The organism is Nocardioides ginsengisegetis (assembly GCF_014138045.1).
In the GTDB taxonomy this organism is placed as follows: Bacteria; Actinomycetota; Actinomycetes; order Propionibacteriales; family Nocardioidaceae; genus Nocardioides; species Nocardioides ginsengisegetis.
Genome location: NZ_JACGXA010000003.1, coordinates 200,481 through 219,531 on the forward strand (window position 1 = coordinate 200,481; position 19,051 = coordinate 219,531).

Consider the following 19,051-nt stretch of genomic DNA (forward strand, 5'->3'; position numbering starts at 1 on the left):
CTAGGGTGCCCGGCATGGACTTCTCCGCGTCTCCACGCGCCGCAGACCTGACCGCCCGCGTGGCGGCCTTCATCGCCGAGGAGGTCGACCCGGTCGAGGAGGGCTACCACCGTGACCTCGCCGAGCAGCGCCGCAGCGGCGACCCGTGGCAGCCGCTCCCGGTCCTCGAGGAGCTCAAGGCGAAGGCCCGCGCGCGGGGGCTGTGGAACCTCTTCCTGCCCGCCGAGCACGCCGGCGAGTACGCCGCCCGCTTCGGCACCGATGGCGGCCAGGGGCTGACCAACGTCGACTACGCCCCGATCGCCGAGCTCACCGGCCGGTCCGCGATCGCGCCGCTGGTGCTCAACTGCAACGCCCCCGACACCGGCAACATGGAGGTGCTGCTGCGCTACGGCTCGGAGCAGCAGCGCACGGAGTGGCTCGAGCCGCTGCTGGACGGGAAGATCCGGTCGGCGTTCACGATGACCGAGCCCGGCGTGGCGTCCTCCGACGCCACCAACATGGAGGCCACCGCGATCGTCGACGGCGACGAGATGGTCATCAACGGCCGCAAGTGGTGGTCGACCGGGGTGGGCCACCCGGACTGCCGGATCTTCGTGTTCATGGGGCTCACCGATCCCGACGCCGACCGCCACCACCGGCACTCGATGGTGCTGGTCCCGCGCGACACCCCCGGCGTGAAGATCGAGCGGATGCTCAACACGATGGGCCTCTACGACGAGCCGCTCGGCCACGGCGAGGTGTCCTTCACCGACGTGCGGGTGCCGCTGACCAACGTGATCAGCGGGCCCGGCATGGCCTTCGAGATCGCCCAGGGCCGGCTCGGCCCCGGCCGGATCCACCACTGCATGCGGCTGGTCGGGCTCGCCGAGAAGGCGCTCGAGCTGGCCTGCACCCGCGCCCTGTCGCGCGCGGCCTTCGGCAAGCCGATCGCCAACCTCGGCGGCAACCGCGAGCGGATCGCGGACGCCCGGATCGCCATCGACTCCGCGCGCCTGCTCGTCCTCAACGCGGCCTGGAAGCTCGACGTCGGGGGACCGCTCAACGCGCTGTCCGAGGTCTCCCAGATCAAGGTGGCCGTCCCGAACATGGCCCAGCAGGTGATCGACCTGGCCATCCAGCTGCACGGCGGCGGGGGCCTGTCCGACGACTTCCCGCTCGCCGGCGCCTGGACCCAGGCCCGGGCGCTCCGGCTGGCCGACGGGCCCGACGAGGTGCACCGCGGCGTCATCGCCCGGCTGGAGCTCGGCAAGCACGGAGCCAGGCGATGACGGGGCAGCGGGTGCTGGTCACCGGCGCCGCGTCCGGCCTGGGGGCCGCGCTGGCGGCCGCGTTCGAGGCGCGCGGCGACGAGGTGCTGCGGACGGACCTGACCGGCGGTGACCTGACCCTCGACATCACCTCCGACGACGACTGGGCCGCGGCGCTCGCCCACGTCGAGGCGACGTGGGGCGGGATCGACGTCCTGGTCAACAACGCCGGCGTCGCGGGCGGCGGCCGCCTCGACGTCGCGACGATGGACGAGTGGGAGTGGATCACCGACATCAACCTCTTCGGCGTGGTCCGCGGCACGCGCACGTTCGTCCCGACGTTCAAGCGCCAGCGCAGCGGCCGGATCGTCAACGTCGCCTCGCTCGCGGGTCTCGTCCACCCGGCGGGGATGGCGTCCTACAACGCGGTCAAGGCCGCGGTCGTCGCGCTCACCGAGACGACCGGCCACGAGCTCGCGGCCTACGGCGTGACCGCCCACGTCGTGTGCCCGTCGTACTTCCGCACCAACCTGATGCACTCGCTGCGCGGCGCCGACGAGGACCTCGGCGCGATCGTCGCCGGCCTGGTCGCCAACTCGCCGATCTCGGCCGACGACATCGCGGCCGCGGTGCTCGAGGGGCTCGACCGGGGTGACGAGGTGATCGTGCCGGACCGGCCGGCGCGCGAGGCCTACGGCCTGAAGCTGCACGACCGGCCGGCGTACGACGCGGTGATGCGCGCGCAGGCCGCCAAGCTCGAGAAGGGGATCTGAGTGGTCTCGGCAAGCTCGACCAACGACGGCAACCCGGCCAACGACGAGGGCAACCCGGCCAAGCCGGTCCGGGCGGAGGACGCGTTCGACGTCGAGGCGGTCGCGGCCTGGCTTCGTGAGCACGCGACGGCCTTCCGCGAGGACCTGGAGGGGACGCCCGACGTACGGCAGTTCCCCGGCGGCGCCTCCAACCTGACCTACTTGCTCCGCTACCCCACCCGAGACCTGATCCTGCGCCGGCCACCGACGGGTGCGAAGGCCGCCGGGGCGCACGACATGGGTCGCGAGTTCCGGATCCAGTCGGCGCTGGCGCCGGTCTTCCCCTACGTGCCGCGGATGGTCGGGTTCTGCCAGGACGAGGCGGTGATCGGGTCGGACTTCTACGTCATGGAGAAGCTCGACGGCACCATCCTGCGCCGCGACCTGCCCGCGCCGATGAGCGCGGAGGAGGCCTCGACGCTCTGCGCCCACGCCCTCGACGTCCTGGTCGACCTGCACTCCGTCGACGTGGCGTCCGTGCCCGAGCTGGAGCAGCTCGGCCGCGGTGACGGGTACGTCGGGCGCCAGGTCTCCGGCTGGATCCACCGCTTCGGCAAGGCCCGCACCGACGACACCGGTGACTGGTCCGACATCGTGGCCTGGCTCGAGGCCCACCAGCCCGCCGACGTCGCGCAGACCCTGATCCACAACGACTACCGGCTCGACAACATGGTCCTGGCGCCCGACGGCTCGTTGCGGATCATCGGTGTCCTGGACTGGGAGATGGCCACCGTCGGCGACCCGCTGATGGACCTCGGCGGGATGCTGTCCTACTGGGTGCAGGCCGACGACGACGAGTTCTTCCTGATGTTCCGCCGCCAGCCCACGACCGAGCCGGGCATGTGGACCCGGCAGGAGTTCGTGGAGCGCTACTGCGATCGGATGGGCTTCACGGTCACGCCCGCTCAGTGGCGCTTCTACGAGGTCTTCGGGCTGTTCCGGCTGGCCGTGATCGCCCAGCAGATCTGGTACCGCTACTTCCACAAACAGACCACCAACGAGGCGTACGCCGTGTTCGGCCCCGCCGTCGGCTACCTCGAGCAGCGCTGCCGCCGCCTGGTCTCGGCAGGCTCGACCGACGGAGCGCCCTGATGGGGATGGTCCTGCTCGTCCGGCACGGTCAGGCCTCCTTCGGCGCCGACGACTACGACGTGCTGTCCGAGACCGGCTGGGAGCAGTCGCGGGTGCTCGGCCGGTGGCTGGCGGCGCGCGGCGTGAAGCCCGACGTGGTCCTGCGCGGCGACATGCGCCGGCACCGGGAGACCGCGGAGGGGATGGCCGAGGGCGCAGGCTGGCCGTCCGCGGTGGAGGCGGACCCGGGCTGGAACGAGTTCGACCACCTCGGCGTGGTCTCGGCCTACCTCGCGCTCCCCGAGAACGCCGCCCCCGACCACGAGCTCGACCGCCGGGAGTTCCAGCAGGTCTTCGAGCGGGCCACCCAGCGCTGGACCGGCGGCGACCACGACGAGGACTACCCCGAGTCGTTCCCGGCGTTCCGCGGCCGCGTCGCGGGGGCCGTCGACCGTGCGACCGCGCTGGCCGGGTCCGGATCGACCGTGGTGGTGGTCAGCTCGGGCGGCCCGATCGCGACCGCCTGCGGCTCGCTCGTCGCACCCGACGCCGCCGACCCGGCCCTGGTGTGGGAGCTGTGGGGCCGCTTCAACACCGTCGTCGTCAACACGTCGGTGACGCGGGTGGTGGTCGGCTCGACCGGTCCGCGGCTGCTGACGTTCAACGAGCACAGCCACCTCGACGGCGACCTGCTGACCTACCGCTGAGGCGCCCGGCTACATCAGCTTCTTGAAGACCGGCAGCGGCGCATGCTTCATCACCAGCGACAGCGGCGCCCAGGGGAGCGCGGGCACGCAGGCCGAGTCCTTCTCCTTCTCGATGGCGTCGACCATCGCCCGCACGCCCTTCTCGGTGCTCGCCATCATCGGCGTGCTCTGGGCGACCTTCTCGTTCATCTCCGAGGCGATGTAGCCGGGGTAGAGCACGGTGACCTTGATGGGCGTGCCGTGCAGCTCGTTGCGCAGGCCCTCGGCGAGGTGGGCGACCCCGGCCTTGGTGGCGGCGTACGTCGTCATCGTCCTGGGCAGCCCGCGCATGGCCGACATCGACGAGATCATCACGAAGTGTCCGGCGTCCTGGGCGCGGAAGATCTCCATCGCGGCCTCGCTCTGCGCGAGTGCGGCGACGAAGTTGGTCATCGCGGTCTCGCGGTTGGCGGCGTAGCCGCCGGTGCCGAGCGGTGCGCCCTTGCCGAGCCCGGCGTTGATGACGACCCGGTCGATGCTGCCGAAGTCGGAGGCGAAGCCGCGGAAGACCTCGAAGACCTGGTCGTCGTCGGTCACGTCGAGCGCGCGGATCTCGACGCGGCGGTCCGGATGGGCGGCCAGGATCTCGGCGCGGAGCTCCTCGAGGCGGTCGAGACGTCGCGCGCAGAGCGCGAGGTCGTGGCCGAGCGCCGCGAACTGGCGGGCCATCTCGGCGCCCAGTCCGCTGGAGGCGCCGGTGATCAGGACGGTCTTCGCTGTACCTCTGCTCATGCCCGGGAGTCTCGCGTAGTGTCCGATGGCATGAGCGGACGGGTCGTGCACTTCGAGATTCCCTTCGACGAGGCGGGGCGCGCGCAGGCGTTCTACCGCGAGGTCTTCGGCTGGAACCTCATCGACATGCCGGAGATGTCCTACACGCTGGTGACCACGGGGCCGACGGGTGACCAGGGCGCCACCGAGCCCGGCTTCATCAACGGCGGAATGCTGCGTCGCGAGAGCCCCAACGAGAGCCCGATCGTCGTCATCGACGTCGAGGACATCGACGCGTCGCTGGCCAGGATCGAGGAGCTCGGCGGACAGACGCTGCTCGGCCGCCAGCAGGTCGGCGACATGGGGTGGGCTGCCTACTTCAAGGACGTCGAGGGCAACAGCATGGGCCTGTGGCAGTCGGCGTGACCCGCGCCTGCATCATCGGCGCCGGCTCGTCCGGCATCACCGCCGCCCAGGTCCTGGCCGCACGCGGCATCGACTTCGACTGCTTCGAGATGGGCTCCGGCGTCGGCGGCAACTGGCGCTACGGCAACGACAACGGCGTCAGCTCGGCCTACCGGTCGCTGCACATCAACACCTCGCGGACCGCGATGGAGTACGCCGCCTTCCCGATGCCCGAGACCTACCCCGACTACCCGAGCCACTGGCAGATCGCGACGTACTTCGACGACTTCGTCGACGCCTTCGGGCTGCGCGAGCGGATCACGTTCCGCACCGAGGTCGTGAAGGTCTCGGCAGGCTCGACCACCGGGGGCGGCGGCTACGACGTCACCGTGCGACACCGCGACACCGCCCGCGAGTCCGAGACCCGCCACTACGACCACGTGATCGTGGCCAACGGCCACCACTGGGACCCGCGCTGGCCCGAGCCGGGCTTCCCCGGCGCCGAGACGTTCCCCGGCGAGCAGGTCCACGCGCACTACTACCGGACCCCGGACCTCTTCGAGGACAAGCGGGTCGTGGTGCTCGGCATCGGCAACTCCGCCACCGACATCGCGGTCGAGTCCTCCCGGGTGGCCCGCGAGACCTGGCTCGCCATGCGGCGGGGCGCCTACGTGCTGCCGAAGTACCTCTTCGGCGTCCCCACCGACCACCTCACCAACTCGCCCCTGGCGCGCGGTCCGCTGGCGGTCCAGAAGGCCGGCATGAAGGCGATGCTGCGGCTGGCGGTCGGCAGGATGACCGACTACGGCCTGCCGCAGCCCGACCACGACGTGCTCGAGGCGCACCCGACGATCAGCGACGACCTGCTGAGCCGGCTCGGGCACGGCGACATCGCCGTCAAGCCCAACATCGACCGCTTCGAGGGCTCGAAGGTGTTCTTCACCGACGGCACCGCGGTCGAGGCCGACGTGGTCGTCTACTGCACGGGCTACAAGGTCACGTTCCCGTTCCTCGACGACACCGTGGTCCGGGCCCGGGACAACCACGTCGACCTCTACCGGCGGGTGGTCTCGCCGGACCACCCCGGGCTCTACTTCGTGGGCCTCATCCAGCCGCTCGGCGCGGTGATGCCGCTGGCCGAACAGCAGGCGCACTGGGTCGCCGACCTGATCGCCGGCGAGGTGCACCTGCCGCCCGTGGCCGAGATGCGCGCCCAGATCGCGTCGTACGACGAGGCGATCCGCAAGCGCTACGTCGCCTCCAAGCGCCACACCATCCAGGTCGACGCGCACACCTACCGCGCCGAGCTGGAGAAGGAGCGCAAGGAGCGACGCCGCTCCTAGCGATCAGCCCTTCGGCTGGTTGACCACGACGGTCTTGAGGATCTTGTCGGCGAAGGTCTGGCGCTTGGAGTCCCACAGCGGCCACAGGAAGCCGAGGTAGCAGGGGAGCGCGTCGATGATGTGCGCGAGCTGGCGGACGAACGCCATGCCGGCGCCGATCGGCTGGCCCGTGCCCTCGTTGACGAGCTTGATGCCGAGGACGCCCTTGCCGATGGAGTAGCCCGTGCGGCCGGCCTTCATGCAGGTGTTCCACACGAAGACGCCGATGTAGAGCATGATCCCGACCAGGGTGAGCAGCAGGCCCGCGGCCGTGGCGCCGTCGGCGCTGTTCGCGTTGATCGCCGTGCCGACGTAGGCCGGGATGTAGGCGATCAGCAGGATCAGGGCGTCGATCACGTAGGCGCCGACGCGCTTGGGCCAGCCGGCGTAGTCGTAGGCCGGGGCCGCGGGCATGCCGTAGCCGGGCTGCTGGCCGTAGGCGGGCTGGCCGTACGCCGGCTGCTGGCTGTAGGGGTTGGTCTGGGCCGGCGGCTCGCCGTACGGGTTGGGCTGGGTGGGGTCCTGCGGCGGGGTGCCGTAGTCGGACATGTGGTTCCCCCTCGAGAGTGGCGCCCGGACCGGGCGCTCGTGGACGTCACCGTAGTGACGCGTGTGGCTCGGGTCATGCCCCGTGACGTGAGGGGGAAACGTGTCGCGGGCAGGAAATCGGCAGGATGCGCCGGGCTCCGCCGCCCTCTCGCACCACCTGGCCCGAAGCGGCTGGCCTGAACCTGGGTTTCAACAGGGTCCGGATGAGGAAGGAGACCCGCGACACCAAGGGGGACACACATGGCTGGCAAGCACGGACAGGAGCTCGGCGCGGATCTCGGTGCGCTCTGGTACGCCGGAAACCACGACCTGCCACAGGTCGCCGACGACTACTGGGTCGCCTGGGCAGCGACGCCGTCATCGACCTCGGGGTCGTGCCGACGGGGCGGCGGTCTCGGCGTCGACCCCGGGGCGAGCATCGACGCCTTCGAGGACCGCATCAACAAGATGCTCCTCGACACCAACATCGCGCTGACCGAGGTGGGCAAGGCCCTGTGCTGGGTCGCCGACGAGTACCGCCGGACCGATGAGTCCTGCGAGGCGGAGTTCAACCGCAGGCGGGCCGCGCTCCAGGCTGCGGGAGGTGCGTGATGACGTTCGACGTCGGGCAGCTGCCGGGCCGGGCGGCCGAGCTCAAGCAGGCCGGCATCGACGCCGCCTACCGGGAGATGACCCGCTTCGGCGCCGGTGGCCAGGGCGGCGGCTACAGCAGCCTCTACGCAGCGGCCGAGAAGTACATGGAGGGCGTCGAGAGCATCTACGACGACTTCCTCGACATCCCCGCCCCCGAGGACTTCGCCGGTCAGGTCCAGTCGCTCGCCTCGGCGATGGGCAAGCTCGCCACCGAGGGCCAGACGAACGACCCGGTCACCAACTCCCAGTCCGTGTCCGGCCACAACCCCAACCTCTCCAAGATCGGCTCCAGCGGCGACCTGCTGGACAGCTGGACCGGCGACGCGGCGTTCACCTACAACCGCAACTTCGCCGACGCGTTCGAGCCGACGGCCTCCTCGCAGTACGCCGCGGTGTCGGTGCTCCGCAACGCGATCAACGCGGAGGCCGCCGTCTGGGCGGGTGTGCGGGACGACCTCGACCGCCTCTCCCAGGACGCGATCGAGGTGATGAAGGAGGCCGGCAACAAGGGCGGCAACGACTGGGCCGCGGTCCTCTCCATCGCGGCGGCGGTCATCGCCGTCCCGGTGACGGGCGGCGCCTCGGCCATCGCGATCCCGGCGGTGGCCGCCGGCCTGTCGATCGCGGCGACCGGGATCAGCGCGGCCTCCGGCGGCAGCGGACCCGACGAGCTCGGCCTCGACGGCGGCTCCTCCGACAAGGTCATCTCCAGCCTCCAGAAGGCGCTGACCCGGATCAAGGAGCACATCGTCACCGGTGAGCAGGAGATCGTGAACGCCATGAACGGCTCGTGCTCGGCGCTCGACGACAACTGGCGGGTCTTCTGCCTGCCGGAGCCGGCGATCACCGACGCCAAGCACCACCCGGTCAACGACCAGACCATGGCGGGGCACGATGCCTGAGCCGCTGGCGCCGGCCACGCCGATGGAGCAGGAGTGGGAGCGGACCGAGGTCGAGGTCGAGTCGCCCAACGGCCGCGTGCGGGTCACGCTGCGCGGCGACCACGCGCTCACCCTGTGGGTCGACCCGACCTGGTACGCCACGGTGCCGGTCGACGCCCTGGAGTCCGAGCTGGCCCGCACCGCACGACTGGCCTACGTGGAGCGCACCCGCGCCTACTACCGGACCTGGAGCCGGCTGGCCGGACGGGAGATGCGCCCGGCGACCGTGCCGGCGAGCCCGGAGCAGGCGGAGTACCTCGACCGGCTGCAGGACGTCCACGCCGAGGGCAGCGCCGACGGCGGCCGCGTGGTGCTGACCATGGTGGGGCTCTCGCAGTTCGCGGTCACGATCGACCCGGCGGTGCTCCGCGAGCTCGACGCGCCGGCGTTCGCCTCCGTGGCCGCGCGGGCAGCCCTGGACTGCCTGGCCGCGCACAACCGCGGGTGGCAAGAGCTGCACGCCGAGGTCTACCTGCGCAACCGCCCAGCGAGGGCGATGTCGTGGTGACCCCCAGGGGGATCGTGCGCCGGCGCGCGGCCGTGCTTGCGACCGCGGCCCTGACCGCCTCGGTGCTGGTGGCCTGCGGCGACCGCACCGTGGCCGACGACGCGGTGCTGAGCGGGCTCGCGACGGTCGACGGCGAGCAGGCGTCGTTCGTGCTGCCGGTGGGCACGCTCACCGTGACGGTCGGCGACCCGGTCGACACGGTGGCGGGCTCCGACGCGCGCGACGCCCAGAACCACGCGGCCCCCGGCGGCTCGGAGCTGCTGCCCGTCGAGACGGCGCTGGACCTCCAGGGCCAGCCGTGGGGCGGTCAGCTCGCGACCGCGCCGGTGGAGGCCACGCTGGTCCTGCACGTCGGCGACCAGACCCGTGACCTGCCCTCGCCCTACCGCACCGACGGGCGCGCGATCGCGATGCAGCCCGACCACATGGCCTACGTCGCCGTGCCCGACGGCACCGACCCCACCGACGTGTCGGTGTCGGTGACCTATGACGGCCGCGACCAGACCGCGACCCCCGGGCAGGACCCGACGGGACCCGCGGCGGCGCTCGCCGACCTGCCGACCCAGCGCCCCGCCGCCCCGGCCTGCGGTGAGGGGTGGTCAGTGCGTCCGGCCGCCAGCGCCGAGGTCTCCTGCGACCTTTCCTACGCGGGTCGCACGCCCTACTGGCCCGGGAAGGGCTGGGCCGCCGAGGGGGCGACCTGGCTGGTCGTGGGCGTCGAGCGGCTCGAGGTCACCGGGCTCACCAGCGGCGGTGACGCGTGGGAGGTCGACACCGCGTCGACGCCCGAGGGGCGCGCCGACGCCGCCGGTCTCGAGCACGTCGGCTACGGCCCGACCAGCGTCGGGGGCGTGCTGGTGCTCGCCACGGCGAGCCCGACCGTCGATCTCGCCGTGGCGTTCCGCGCCACGAGGTCGGGCGGGCGGGACCCGGAGGAGGTCGTCGTCTCTCGTCGGGTGCGGGTCGGCTGACCTGTCCACGAACAAACAGTCAGGCTTGACTGTTTGTTTCTTGGCGGCCACGATGGCCGGGTGACGACGACCACCCGGGTGCCCCAGGCCGACCGGAGTCGTGCCATGCGGCTGCGGCTGCTCGAGGCCACGGTCGAGGTGCTCGTCGAGCGCGGCTTCTCCGGCACCACGACCACGGTGGTCTCCGAGCGGGCGGGTGTCAGCCGGGGCGCCCAGCTGCACCACTTCCCGACCCGCAACGACCTCGTCGTCGCCGCTGTCGAGCACCTCACGGTGCTGCGGGGCGCCGAGCTCGCCGAGGCGCTGTCGGGGCTGCCGCGCGGCAAGGGCCGCAGCCGCGCCGTGCTGCGGGTCCTGGGCGACCACTTCTCCTCGCCGGTCTTCACCGCCGCGCTCGAGCTCTGGGTCGCGGCCCGCACCGACGAGCAGCTGCTCGCCGCGGTCGGGCCCCTCGAGCAGCGGGTCGGCCGCGAGACCCACCGCCTCACGGTCGAGGCGCTGGGCGCGGACGAGCAGCAGCCCGGCGTACGCGAGCTCGTCCAGGCCACCCTCGACCTCGTCCGCGGGCTCGGGCTGGCCGACACCATCACCGACGACGGTCGCCGCCGGGGCCGGATCCTCGACCGCTGGGCCGACGTGCTCGACCAACAGATCCACCACCAGACCACGACGGAGACCGCATGACCCTGCTCGACGACCTGCTCGCCGACCTCAAGGCCGAGGGCGACCAGCTCTGGAACGCCGTCGCCGGCCTCGACGAGGCCGCGTGGCGCACCCCCACCCCGGCCGCCGGCTGGGACGTCGCCACCCAGGTCGCTCACCTGCTGTGGACCGACGAGGTGGCCACGCTCGCGGCCACCGACAAGGCCGGGTGGGACGCGGTGGTGCTGCAGGCGATGGAGGACCCGACGGGCTTCGTCGACACCGCCGCCCTCGAGGTCGCCCGGCTCTCGCCCCCGGCCCTGCTGGCCCGCTGGGGAAAGGCGCGTACGGCGCTCACCGACGCCCTGCGCGGCTTCCCGGCCGGCGAGAAGATGCCGTGGTTCGGTCCGCCGATGAGCCCGGCCTCGATGGTCACCGCGCGGTTCATGGAGACGTGGGCGCACTCCCTCGACGTCTACGAGGCGCTCGACTGCGTGCCCGAGCCGACCGACCGGATCCGGAACGTCGCCCACCTCGGGGTGCGGACCCGCGGGTTCGCGTTCACGGTCCACCAGCTCGAGCCGCCCACCGAGGAGTTCCGGATCGAGCTGAAGGCGCCGAGCGGCGAGATCTGGACGTGGGGCCCCGAGGAGGCGGCCCAGTCGGTGCGCGGATCGGCGTACGACTTCTGCCTGCTGGTGACCCAGCGCGTGCACCGCGACGACACCGACCTCGTCGCCGTCGGCGACGACGCCGAGAAGTGGCTGACGATCGCGCAGGCGTTCGCCGGCCCCGCGGGCGAGGGACGAGCGCCCCGATGAGCGAGGTCCTGCGCGTCGGCAACTGCTCCGGCTTCTACGGCGACCGTCTCTCGGCGATGCGCGAGATGCTCGAGGGCGGCCCGTTGGACGTGCTGACCGGCGACTACCTCGCCGAGCTGACCATGCTGATCCTCGGCAAGGACACGATGAAGGACCCGAGCCTCGGCTACGCCCGCACCTTCGTCCGCCAGGCCGAGGACTGCCTCGGCCTCGCGCTCGAGCGCGGCGTCAAGATCGTCGCCAACGCGGGCGGCCTCAACCCCGCCGGGCTCGCCGACCGCCTCCGCGAGGTCGCGACCGGCCTCGGCGTGGACGCGAAGGTCGCGCACGTCGAGGGCGACGACCTGCGCCCGTTGGGCCTGTGGGAGGGCGCGCTCACCGCCAACGCCTACCTCGGGGGCTTCGGCATCGCCCGGGCGCTGGAGCAGGGCGCCGACGTCGTGGTCACCGGCCGCGTCACGGACGCCTCCCTCGTCGTGGGCTCGGCGATCGCGCGCTTCGGCTGGTCCCCGAAGGACCACGACCGGCTTGCCGGCGCGGTCGTCGCCGGCCACGTCCTCGAGTGCGGCACCCAGGCCACCGGCGGCAACTTCTCGGGCTTCCGCTCGCTGCCCCACGACGGCAAGCCGCTCGGCTTCCCGCTGGCCGAGATCGGTGCGGACGGGTCGTTCGTGGTCACCAAGCACCCCGGCACCGGCGGCGCCGTCACCGTCGACACCGTGACCGCGCAGCTGGTCTACGAGATCCAGTCGACCCGCTACCTCGGCCCCGACGTGACCACCCACCTCGACTCGATCCTGCTCGAGCAGCAGGACACCGACCGGGTGGCGGTCTCCGGGGTCGTCGGCAGCCCGCCGCCCGCCCGGCTCAAGGTCTGCGTCAACGAGCTCGGCGGCTTCCGCAACACCGCGGAGTTCGTGCTGACCGGCCTCGAGATCGAGGCGAAGGCCGACTGGGTGCGCGAGCAGCTCACCCCGCAGCTCACGGCCGCCACCGTCAGCTGGACCCGTACCGCCCTCCCGCCGGCGGACGCCGACACCGAGGAGGGCGCGTCCTGCCTGCTGCGCTGCACCGTCATGGACGCCTCGCCCGACCCGGTCGGCAAGGCGTTCACCGGCCCGGCGATCGAGCTGGCGCTCGCGTCGTACCCCGGCTTCACGATGACCGCCCCGCCCAGCGCGCCCACGCCCTACGGCGTCTACCGCCCGGAGTACGTCGACCGCGGGCAGGTCACGCACACCGTGGTGCACGCCGACGGCACCCGCGAGACCGTCGCCGACCCCACCGACTTCAGCGAGCCGGACCCGGTCGAGGGGCTGCGGCCCTCGCCCTACCCCGCGCCCGCCGACCTCCTCAACCGGCGGATGCCGCTCGGCACCTTCGTCCACGCCCGGTCCGGCGACAAGGGCGGTGACGCCAACCTGGGGCTCTGGGTCACCCACGACGGGTCGGACAAGTACGACGCGCGCGTCACCTGGCTGACCAAGCTGATCACCCCCAAGAAGGTGCGCGAGCTGGTCCCCGAGGCGGCGGACCTCGAGATCGAGGTCTACGTGCTGCCCAACCTCGGCGCGGTCAACGTGCTGATCCGCGGGCTGCTCGGGCAGGGCGTCGCGGCGTCGACCCGCTTCGACCCGCAGGCCAAGGGGCTCGGCGAGTGGGTCCGGTCGCGCCCGGTGCACATCCAGGAGGCGCTGCTGTGAACGTGCGTGAGATCGCGGCCGAGTTCACCCGGCGCGAGGTGGCGCCGCACCTCCAGGAGTGGGAGGACGCCGGGGAGGTCCCGCGCGCCCTCCACCTCGCGGCCGCGAAGCAGGGACTGCTCGGCGTCTCCTTCCCCGAGTCCGTCGGCGGCGAGGGCGGCGACCTGCTCGACTCGGTCGACCTGCAGGAGGGGATGTTCGGGGCCGGTGCGTCCAGCGGGCTGATGGCGGCGCTGTTCACCGGCGGCATCGCGCTCCCGCACATGGTCAGTGACTGGGCGGCGTCCGGCAACGCCGACCTGGTCGACCGGTTCGTCCGTCCGACGCTGGCCGGCGAGACGATCGGCTCGCTCGCCGTCACCGAGCCGGGTGGCGGGTCCGACGTGGCCGGGATCCGCACGACCGCCGTGCGCGACGGGGACGTCTACGTCGTCAACGGCGCCAAGACCTTCATCACCAGCGGCATCCGCGCCGACTTCGTCACCACGGCCGTCCGCACCGGCGGGCCCGGGCACGGCGGGGTGAGCCTGCTCGTCGTCGAGAAGGGCACGCCCGGCTTCACCGCCGACCGGGCCCTGTCCAAGATGGGCTGGCACTGCTCCGACACCGCCGAGCTGTCCTACGTCGACGTGCGCGTCCCGGTCGCCAACCTGGTCGGCGAGGAGAACGCCGGCTTCTACCAGATCGCCGAGCAGTTCGTCGTCGAGCGGATCGGCCTGGCCGTGCACGCCTACGGCATCGCGGCCCGCTCGCTCGAGCTCACCGCGGCGTACTGCCGGGAGCGCGAGACCTTCGGCAAGCCGCTCATCGCCAACCAGGTCGTGCGCCACAAGCTCGTCGAGATGCGCCGGCAGGTGGAGGTGGCCCGCACCTACACGCGCGAGATCGCCGCCCGCCACGTCGGGGGAGAGAACGTGATCGCCGAGGCGTGCCTGGCCAAGCAGACCGCCTGCGACGCCGCGACGTACGTCTGCAACGAAGCCGTCCAGCTGCACGGCGGGACGGGATACATGCACGGGACCGAGGTCGAGCGGCACTACCGCGACGCCCGGATCCTGCCGATCGGAGGAGGTGCGACCGAGGTGCTGACCGACCTGGCCGCCAAGTTGTTGGGATACGCGTCGTGACCAACAGGGAAGCGATGCTCGAGAAGCTCGCCGACCTCGACGCCGAGCACGCGAAGGCGGTGGCCGGCGGCGGTGAGAAGTACGTCGACCGCCACCGCGCGCGCGGCAAGCTGATGCCCCGCGAGCGGATCGAGCTGCTCGTCGACCCCGGCAGCGCGTTCCTCGAGCTGAGCCCGCTGGCCGGCTGGGGCTCGGACTTCACCGTCGGCGCCAGCGTCGTCACCGGCATCGGCGTGATCGAGGGCGTGGAGTGCATGATCACCGCCAACGACCCGTCGGTGAAGGGCGGCGCGAGCAACCCGTGGACCGTGCGCAAGATCTTCCGGGCCAGCCAGATCGCCGAGGAGAACGGCCTCCCGACGGTCGCGCTCGTCGAGTCCGGCGGCGCCGATCTCCCCACCCAGAAGGAGATCTTCATCCCCGGAGGCAAGCTCTTCCGCGACATCACCCGCTCGAGCGCCGCCAAGAAGCCGACCGTCGCGCTGGTCTTCGGCAACTCGACCGCCGGCGGCGCCTACGTGCCCGGCATGAGCGACTACACCGTGATGGTCAAGGAGCAGGCCAAGGTCTTCCTCGGCGGCCCGCCCCTGGTGAAGATGGCCACCGGCGAGGAGTCCGACGACGAGTCGCTCGGCGGCGCCGAGATGCACGCCCGGACCTCCGGGCTGGCCGACTACCTCGCCGAGGACGAGCACGACGCCATCCGGATCGGCCGGCGGATCGTCGCCCGGCTCAACTGGCGCAAGGCGGCTGCTGAGCCGACCTCCTTCGCGGAGCCGGACGCCGACCCCGACGGCCTGCTCGACCTGATCCCCACCGACCTCAAGGAGCCGTTCGACCCGCGCGAGGTGATCGCCCGGATCTGTGACGGCGTGAGCCCGACCAACGGCGCGGTCTTCGACGAGTTCAAGCCGCTCTACGGCACGTCGCTGGTCACCGGCTGGGCGAAGATCCACGGCCGCCCGGTCGGGATCCTCGCCAACGCCCAGGGCGTGCTGTTCAGCGAGGAGGCCCAGAAGGCGACGCAGTTCGTCCAGCTGGCCAACCAGACCGACACCCCGCTGCTCTTCCTGCACAACACGACCGGCTACATGGTCGGCAAGGAGTACGAGCAGGGCGGCATCATCAAGCACGGCGCGATGATGATCAACGCGATCAGCAACTCCACGGTCCCGCACCTGACGGTGATCATGGGCGCGTCGTACGGCGCCGGCAACTACGGCATGAACGGCCGCGCCTACGACCCGCGCTTCCTCTTCACCTGGCCCTCCGCCAAGTCCGCGGTCATGGGCCCGGCCCAGCTCGCCGGCGTGCTGTCGATCGTCGCCCGCGCGGCGGCGGAGGGGCGCGGCAAGGAGTACGACGAGGAGGCCGACGCCGGCATGCGCGCCTTCATCGAGGCGTCGGTGGAGGAGCAGAGCCTGCCGTTCTTCCTCTCCGGGATGCTCTACGACGACGGCGTCATCGACCCGCGGGACACCCGCACCGTCCTGGGCATCTGCCTGTCCGTGATCGACAACGAGGCGTTCAGCGGCACCGACCGCTTCGGCGTCTTCAGGATGTGATGGGAATGCCGATCCAGAGACTGCTCGTCGCCAACCGCGGCGAGATCGCCCGCCGGGTCTTCGCGACCTGCCGCCGCCTCGGCATCGAGACCGTGGCCGTCCACTCCGACGCCGACGCGGGGCTGCCGTTCGTGCGCGAGGCCGACGTGGCCGTGCACCTGCCGGGCGCCACCCCCGCCGACACCTACCTGCGTGCGGACCTCGTCCTCGACGCCGCCCGCCGGGCCGGGGCCGACGCGATCCACCCCGGCTACGGCTTCCTGTCCGAGAACGCCGACTTCGCCCGCGCGGTGGTCGACGCCGGCCTGACCTGGGTCGGTCCCGCGCCCGAGTCGATCGAGCAGATGGGCTCCAAGGTGGAGTCCAAGAAGCTGATGGAGGCCGCCGGGGTGCCGGTGCTGGCCAACCTGACGCCGGACACCGCCACCGAGGCCGACCTGCCGCTGCTGGTGAAGGCGTCCGCCGGTGGTGGCGGCCGGGGGATGCGGATCGTCCGGGCGCTCGCCGACCTGCCCGGTGAGATCGAGAAGGCGTCGTCCGAGGCCGAGTCGGCCTTCGGTGACGGCACGGTCTTCGTCGAGCCCTACGTCGAGCACGGCCGGCACGTCGAGGTCCAGGTCGTCGGCCACGCCGAGGGGGTGCTGGTGCTGGGCGAGCGCGACTGCTCCCTCCAGCGTCGGCACCAGAAGGTGGTCGAGGAGACCCCGGCACCCGGCCTGTCCGACACCACCCGGCACTCCCTGCACGAGGCGGCCCGGGCCGCGGCCGCGGCGATCGACTACCGGGGCGCCGGCACCGTGGAGTTCCTCGTGGACGCCGCGGACACCAGCCGCTTCTGGTTCCTGGAGATGAACACCCGGCTCCAGGTGGAGCACCCGGTCACCGAGCTGGTGCACGGCGTCGACCTGGTCGACCTCCAGCTGACCGTGGCCGAGGACCGGCCGCTCGACGGGCGCGCGATCGGCGAGACCTACGGGCACGCCATCGAGGTCCGGCTCTACGCCGAGGACCCGGCCGCCGACTGGCAGCCGCAGAGCGGCACGCTGGCGACGTTCGACGTACCCGGCGTGGACGGGGAGTTCGACCTCCTCAACCGCCCGGGCATCCGGCTCGACTCGGGCTTCGAGTCCGGCAGTGAGGTGTCCACGCACTACGACGCGATGCTGGCCAAGGTGATCGCGTGGGGCACGTCCCGCGACCAGGCGGCCCGCCGGCTCGCCGACGCCCTGGCCAAGGCGCGGCTGCACGGGCTGGTCACCAACCGCGACCTGCTGGTGCGGATCCTCCGGGCGCCGGAGTTCGTCGCCGGCGACGTGAGCACCGACTTCTTCGACCGGACCGACGTGGTCTCGACAGGCTCGACCGACGAGGGCGACCGCGGGGCCGCCGTGGCCGCGGCGATCGCGCTGGCCGAGCGGGACCGGCTCGCGCGCACCGTCCAGCGCGGCATCCCCGTCGCCTGGCGCAACGTGGTGGCCCATCCCCAGCGGACCGAGTTCGAGGTATCGACAGGCTCGACCACCGAGGTGGTCGAGTGGTTCGGCGGCCGCGACGGCTACGCCGTCGACGGGTTCAGCGTCGTGGCCGCGTCGCCGACGACGGTGACGCTCGAGGTCGACGGCGTGCGGACGTCGTACGACGTGGCGGTCGGGGCGACCGGATCGCATGACGTCGACGTCGACTCGCCGGCCGGCCACGTCCGGCTCAGGCTCGTGCCCCGCTTCACCGACCCGGCCGACGCCGTGGCGAGCGGCAGCCTGCTGGCGCCGATGCCCGGCACGGTCGTGCGGGTCGCGGTCGAGGTCGGCTCGCAGGTCGAGGCCGGCCAGGCCGTGCTGGTCCTGGAGGCCATGAAGATGCAGCACACCGTGAGCGCCCCGACGGCCGGCACGGTGACCCAGATCGATGTCCAGCCCGGCGCGCAGGTCGCCGCCGGAGACGTGCTCGCCGTTGTCGAAGGAGACGAAGCATGACCATCGCGTTCAGTGAGTCCGAGGAGCGCCAGGAGCTGCGCAAGCAGGTCGCGAAGCTGGCCTCGAAGTACGGCCGCGAGTACTTCACCGAGCAGGCCCGCAAGGGCGCCAAGACCACCGACCTGTGGCTGGAGATCGGCAAGAACGGCTACCTCGGGATCAACATCCCCGAGGAGTACGGCGGCGGTGGCGGCGGCATTGGCGACATCGCGGCCGTCTGCGAGGAGCTCGCCGCCCAGGGCTGCCCGCTGCTGATGATGGTCGTGAGCCCGGCGATCTGCGGCACCGTGATCAGCCGCTACGGCACCGACGAGCAGAAGCGCCGCTGGCTGCCCGGCATCGCCGACGGCACCAGCACGATGGCCTTCGCGATCACCGAGCCCGACGCCGGCACCAACTCCCACAACATCACCACCACCGGCCGCCGCGACGGCGACGGGTGGATCCTCAATGGCCGCAAGATCTACATCTCCGGCGTCGACGAGGCCGACAACGTGCTCGTCGTCGCGCGGACCGAGGACGCGAAGACCGGCAAGCTCAAGCCCTGCCTGTTCGTGGTCCCGACGGACGCCGAGGGCTTCGAGTACTCCCGCATCCCGATGGAGATCGTCTCGCCCGAGTCGCAGTTCCAGGTCTTCATCGACGACGTCCGGCTGCCCGCCGACGCGCTCGTCGGCGACGAGGACGCCGGGCTCGTGCAGCTCTTCGCCGGCCTCAACCCCGAGCGGATCATGGCCGCGTCGTTCTCCAACGGCCTCGCGCGCTTCGCCCTCGGCAAGGCCACGGCGTACGCCAAGGAGCGCACGGTCTTCAAGGAGCCCATCGGCTCCCACCAGGCCATCGCGCACCCGCTCGCGCAGTCGCACATCGAGATCGAGCTCGCGCGGTTGATGACCCAGAAGGCCGCCGCGCTCTACGACGCCGGCGACGACATGGGGGCCGGCGAGGCCGCGAACATGGCGAAGTACGCCGCCGCCGAGGCCGCCTGCGACGCCGCCGACCGGGCCGTGCAGACCCACGGCGGCAACGGGATCACGCAGGAGTACGGCATGGCCGGGCTCCTCGTCGCCACCCGCGCCGGCCGGATCGCGCCGGTCAGCCGCGAGATGATCCTGAACTTCGTCGCCATGCACTCGCTGGGGCTGCCGAAGTCCTACTGACCTGTGTGGCCCGGGTGCGGGCAGGATCGTTCAATTGCTGGGAAATGCACCTGGTTCAGGCCAATTCAGGTGTCAAACCGA

At 71.9% G+C, this 19,051-nt stretch carries 19 protein-coding genes; 17 read left to right on the forward strand and 2 right to left on the reverse strand.

Annotation, left to right across the window (positions count from 1 at the left end; translation table 11 throughout):
* Positions 1-14 precede the first annotated feature (14 nt).
* From FB382_RS20500 to FB382_RS20515, 4 genes are read left to right on the forward strand one after another with little or no spacing between them, the layout of a single operon-like run.
* Complete coding sequence (locus tag FB382_RS20500) at positions 15-1,271, forward strand: acyl-CoA dehydrogenase family protein (protein WP_182541816.1); 1,257 nt, start codon at positions 15-17, stop codon at positions 1,269-1,271.
* Positions 1,268-2,023, forward strand: a complete 756-nt coding sequence (locus FB382_RS20505; protein WP_182541817.1) for an SDR family NAD(P)-dependent oxidoreductase — start codon at positions 1,268-1,270, stop codon at positions 2,021-2,023. Before FB382_RS20500 ends, FB382_RS20505 begins: the two co-directional genes overlap by 4 nt.
* A complete protein-coding gene (locus tag FB382_RS20510; RefSeq protein ID WP_182541818.1) occupies positions 2,024-3,154 on the forward strand; it encodes a phosphotransferase in 1,131 nt (376 codons plus the stop codon).
* Positions 3,154-3,840, forward strand: a complete 687-nt coding sequence (locus FB382_RS20515; protein ID WP_182541819.1) for a histidine phosphatase family protein — start codon at positions 3,154-3,156, stop codon at positions 3,838-3,840. Before FB382_RS20510 ends, FB382_RS20515 begins: the two co-directional genes overlap by 1 nt.
* A 9-nt stretch (positions 3,841-3,849) precedes the next feature.
* Here FB382_RS20515 and FB382_RS20520 read toward each other — a convergent pair whose 3' ends face one another.
* The gene (locus tag FB382_RS20520) at positions 3,850-4,611 is read right to left on the reverse strand and encodes an SDR family oxidoreductase (protein WP_182541820.1); all 762 of its coding nucleotides are present in this window, start codon (positions 4,609-4,611) and stop codon (positions 3,850-3,852) included.
* Positions 4,612-4,641: 30 nt separating this feature from the next.
* On the opposite strand from FB382_RS20520, the gene FB382_RS20525 reads away from it, so the two are divergent.
* Together FB382_RS20525 and FB382_RS20530 are read left to right on the forward strand one after the other, a co-directional pair.
* Positions 4,642-5,016, forward strand: a complete 375-nt coding sequence (locus tag FB382_RS20525) for a VOC family protein (protein WP_182541821.1) — start codon at positions 4,642-4,644, stop codon at positions 5,014-5,016.
* Positions 5,001-6,338 carry an NAD(P)-binding domain-containing protein gene (locus FB382_RS20530; protein ID WP_220481946.1) on the forward strand — a complete coding sequence of 446 codons (1,338 nt, stop codon included), beginning with the start codon at positions 5,001-5,003 and terminating at the stop codon, positions 6,336-6,338. Before FB382_RS20525 ends, FB382_RS20530 begins: the two co-directional genes overlap by 16 nt.
* A 3-nt stretch (positions 6,339-6,341) precedes the next feature.
* On the opposite strand, the gene FB382_RS20535 is transcribed toward FB382_RS20530, so the two are convergent.
* Positions 6,342-6,926, reverse strand: coding sequence for an RDD family protein (locus tag FB382_RS20535; RefSeq protein ID WP_182541822.1), 585 nt, complete (start codon positions 6,924-6,926; stop codon positions 6,342-6,344).
* 240 nt (positions 6,927-7,166) lie between these two features.
* Between FB382_RS20535 and FB382_RS20540 the strand changes: the two genes are divergently transcribed.
* Genes FB382_RS20540 through FB382_RS20590 form a run of 11 tightly spaced genes read left to right on the forward strand, consistent with a single transcriptional unit; the run spans position 7,167 to position 18,970 of the window.
* Positions 7,167-7,517, forward strand: a complete 351-nt coding sequence (locus FB382_RS20540; protein WP_182541823.1) for a hypothetical protein — start codon at positions 7,167-7,169, stop codon at positions 7,515-7,517.
* Entirely contained in the window at positions 7,517-8,461 is a 945-nt protein-coding gene (locus tag FB382_RS20545; RefSeq protein WP_182541824.1) for a hypothetical protein, read from the forward strand. Before FB382_RS20540 ends, FB382_RS20545 begins: the two co-directional genes overlap by 1 nt.
* Positions 8,454-9,008, forward strand: coding sequence for a YbaB/EbfC family nucleoid-associated protein (locus tag FB382_RS20550; RefSeq protein WP_182541825.1), 555 nt, complete (start codon positions 8,454-8,456; stop codon positions 9,006-9,008). Before FB382_RS20545 ends, FB382_RS20550 begins: the two co-directional genes overlap by 8 nt.
* A complete protein-coding gene (locus tag FB382_RS20555) occupies positions 9,002-9,979 on the forward strand; it encodes a hypothetical protein (RefSeq protein ID WP_182541826.1) in 978 nt (325 codons plus the stop codon). Before FB382_RS20550 ends, FB382_RS20555 begins: the two co-directional genes overlap by 7 nt.
* A gap of 60 nt (positions 9,980-10,039) precedes the next feature.
* Entirely contained in the window at positions 10,040-10,663 is a 624-nt protein-coding gene (locus FB382_RS20560; RefSeq protein WP_343055704.1) for a TetR/AcrR family transcriptional regulator, read from the forward strand.
* Complete coding sequence (locus tag FB382_RS20565) at positions 10,660-11,442, forward strand: TIGR03084 family metal-binding protein (protein WP_182541827.1); 783 nt, start codon at positions 10,660-10,662, stop codon at positions 11,440-11,442. Before FB382_RS20560 ends, FB382_RS20565 begins: the two co-directional genes overlap by 4 nt.
* Positions 11,439-13,145 (forward strand): acyclic terpene utilization AtuA family protein, encoded by a 1,707-nt coding sequence (locus tag FB382_RS20570; protein ID WP_182541828.1) that lies wholly within the window; start codon positions 11,439-11,441, stop codon positions 13,143-13,145. The genes FB382_RS20565 and FB382_RS20570 overlap by 4 nt, the downstream gene beginning before the upstream one ends.
* Positions 13,142-14,272 (forward strand): acyl-CoA dehydrogenase family protein, encoded by a 1,131-nt coding sequence (locus tag FB382_RS20575; protein WP_343055705.1) that lies wholly within the window; start codon positions 13,142-13,144, stop codon positions 14,270-14,272. The genes FB382_RS20570 and FB382_RS20575 overlap by 4 nt, the downstream gene beginning before the upstream one ends.
* Positions 14,273-14,286: 14 nt before the next feature.
* Positions 14,287-15,837 (forward strand): acyl-CoA carboxylase subunit beta, encoded by a 1,551-nt coding sequence (locus FB382_RS20580; RefSeq protein WP_182542015.1) that lies wholly within the window; start codon positions 14,287-14,289, stop codon positions 15,835-15,837.
* Positions 15,838-15,842: 5 nt separating this feature from the next.
* Positions 15,843-17,810 (forward strand): acetyl/propionyl/methylcrotonyl-CoA carboxylase subunit alpha, encoded by a 1,968-nt coding sequence (locus FB382_RS20585; protein ID WP_182541829.1) that lies wholly within the window; start codon positions 15,843-15,845, stop codon positions 17,808-17,810.
* Positions 17,807-18,970 (forward strand): acyl-CoA dehydrogenase family protein, encoded by a 1,164-nt coding sequence (locus FB382_RS20590; RefSeq protein ID WP_182541830.1) that lies wholly within the window; start codon positions 17,807-17,809, stop codon positions 18,968-18,970. Before FB382_RS20585 ends, FB382_RS20590 begins: the two co-directional genes overlap by 4 nt.
* The last annotated feature ends 81 nt before the right edge of the window (positions 18,971-19,051 follow it).

What these genes read in the sequence shown, in the direction of transcription:
- FB382_RS20545 (WP_182541824.1), top strand. Translation starts at nt 7,517, where the DNA reads ATGACGTTCGACGTCGGGCAGCTGCCGGGCCGGGCGGCCGAGCTCAAG.
- FB382_RS20565 (WP_182541827.1), top strand. Translation starts at nt 10,660, where the DNA reads ATGACCCTGCTCGACGACCTGCTCGCCGACCTCAAGGCCGAGGGCGAC.
- FB382_RS20550 (WP_182541825.1), top strand. Translation starts at nt 8,454, where the DNA reads ATGCCTGAGCCGCTGGCGCCGGCCACGCCGATGGAGCAGGAGTGGGAG.
- FB382_RS20580 (WP_182542015.1), top strand. Translation starts at nt 14,287, where the DNA reads ATGCTCGAGAAGCTCGCCGACCTCGACGCCGAGCACGCGAAGGCGGTG.
- FB382_RS20570 (WP_182541828.1), top strand. Translation starts at nt 11,439, where the DNA reads ATGAGCGAGGTCCTGCGCGTCGGCAACTGCTCCGGCTTCTACGGCGAC.
- FB382_RS20525 (WP_182541821.1), top strand. Translation starts at nt 4,642, where the DNA reads ATGAGCGGACGGGTCGTGCACTTCGAGATTCCCTTCGACGAGGCGGGG.
- FB382_RS20585 (WP_182541829.1), top strand. Translation starts at nt 15,843, where the DNA reads ATGCCGATCCAGAGACTGCTCGTCGCCAACCGCGGCGAGATCGCCCGC.
- FB382_RS20590 (WP_182541830.1), top strand. Translation starts at nt 17,807, where the DNA reads ATGACCATCGCGTTCAGTGAGTCCGAGGAGCGCCAGGAGCTGCGCAAG.
- FB382_RS20505 (WP_182541817.1), top strand. Translation starts at nt 1,268, where the DNA reads ATGACGGGGCAGCGGGTGCTGGTCACCGGCGCCGCGTCCGGCCTGGGG.
- FB382_RS20500 (WP_182541816.1), top strand. Translation starts at nt 15, where the DNA reads ATGGACTTCTCCGCGTCTCCACGCGCCGCAGACCTGACCGCCCGCGTG.
- FB382_RS20535 (WP_182541822.1), bottom strand. Translation starts at nt 6,926, where the DNA reads ATGTCCGACTACGGCACCCCGCCGCAGGACCCCACCCAGCCCAACCCG.
- FB382_RS20520 (WP_182541820.1), bottom strand. Translation starts at nt 4,611, where the DNA reads ATGAGCAGAGGTACAGCGAAGACCGTCCTGATCACCGGCGCCTCCAGC.
- FB382_RS20515 (WP_182541819.1), top strand. Translation starts at nt 3,154, where the DNA reads ATGGGGATGGTCCTGCTCGTCCGGCACGGTCAGGCCTCCTTCGGCGCC.
- FB382_RS20540 (WP_182541823.1), top strand. Translation starts at nt 7,167, where the DNA reads ATGGCTGGCAAGCACGGACAGGAGCTCGGCGCGGATCTCGGTGCGCTC.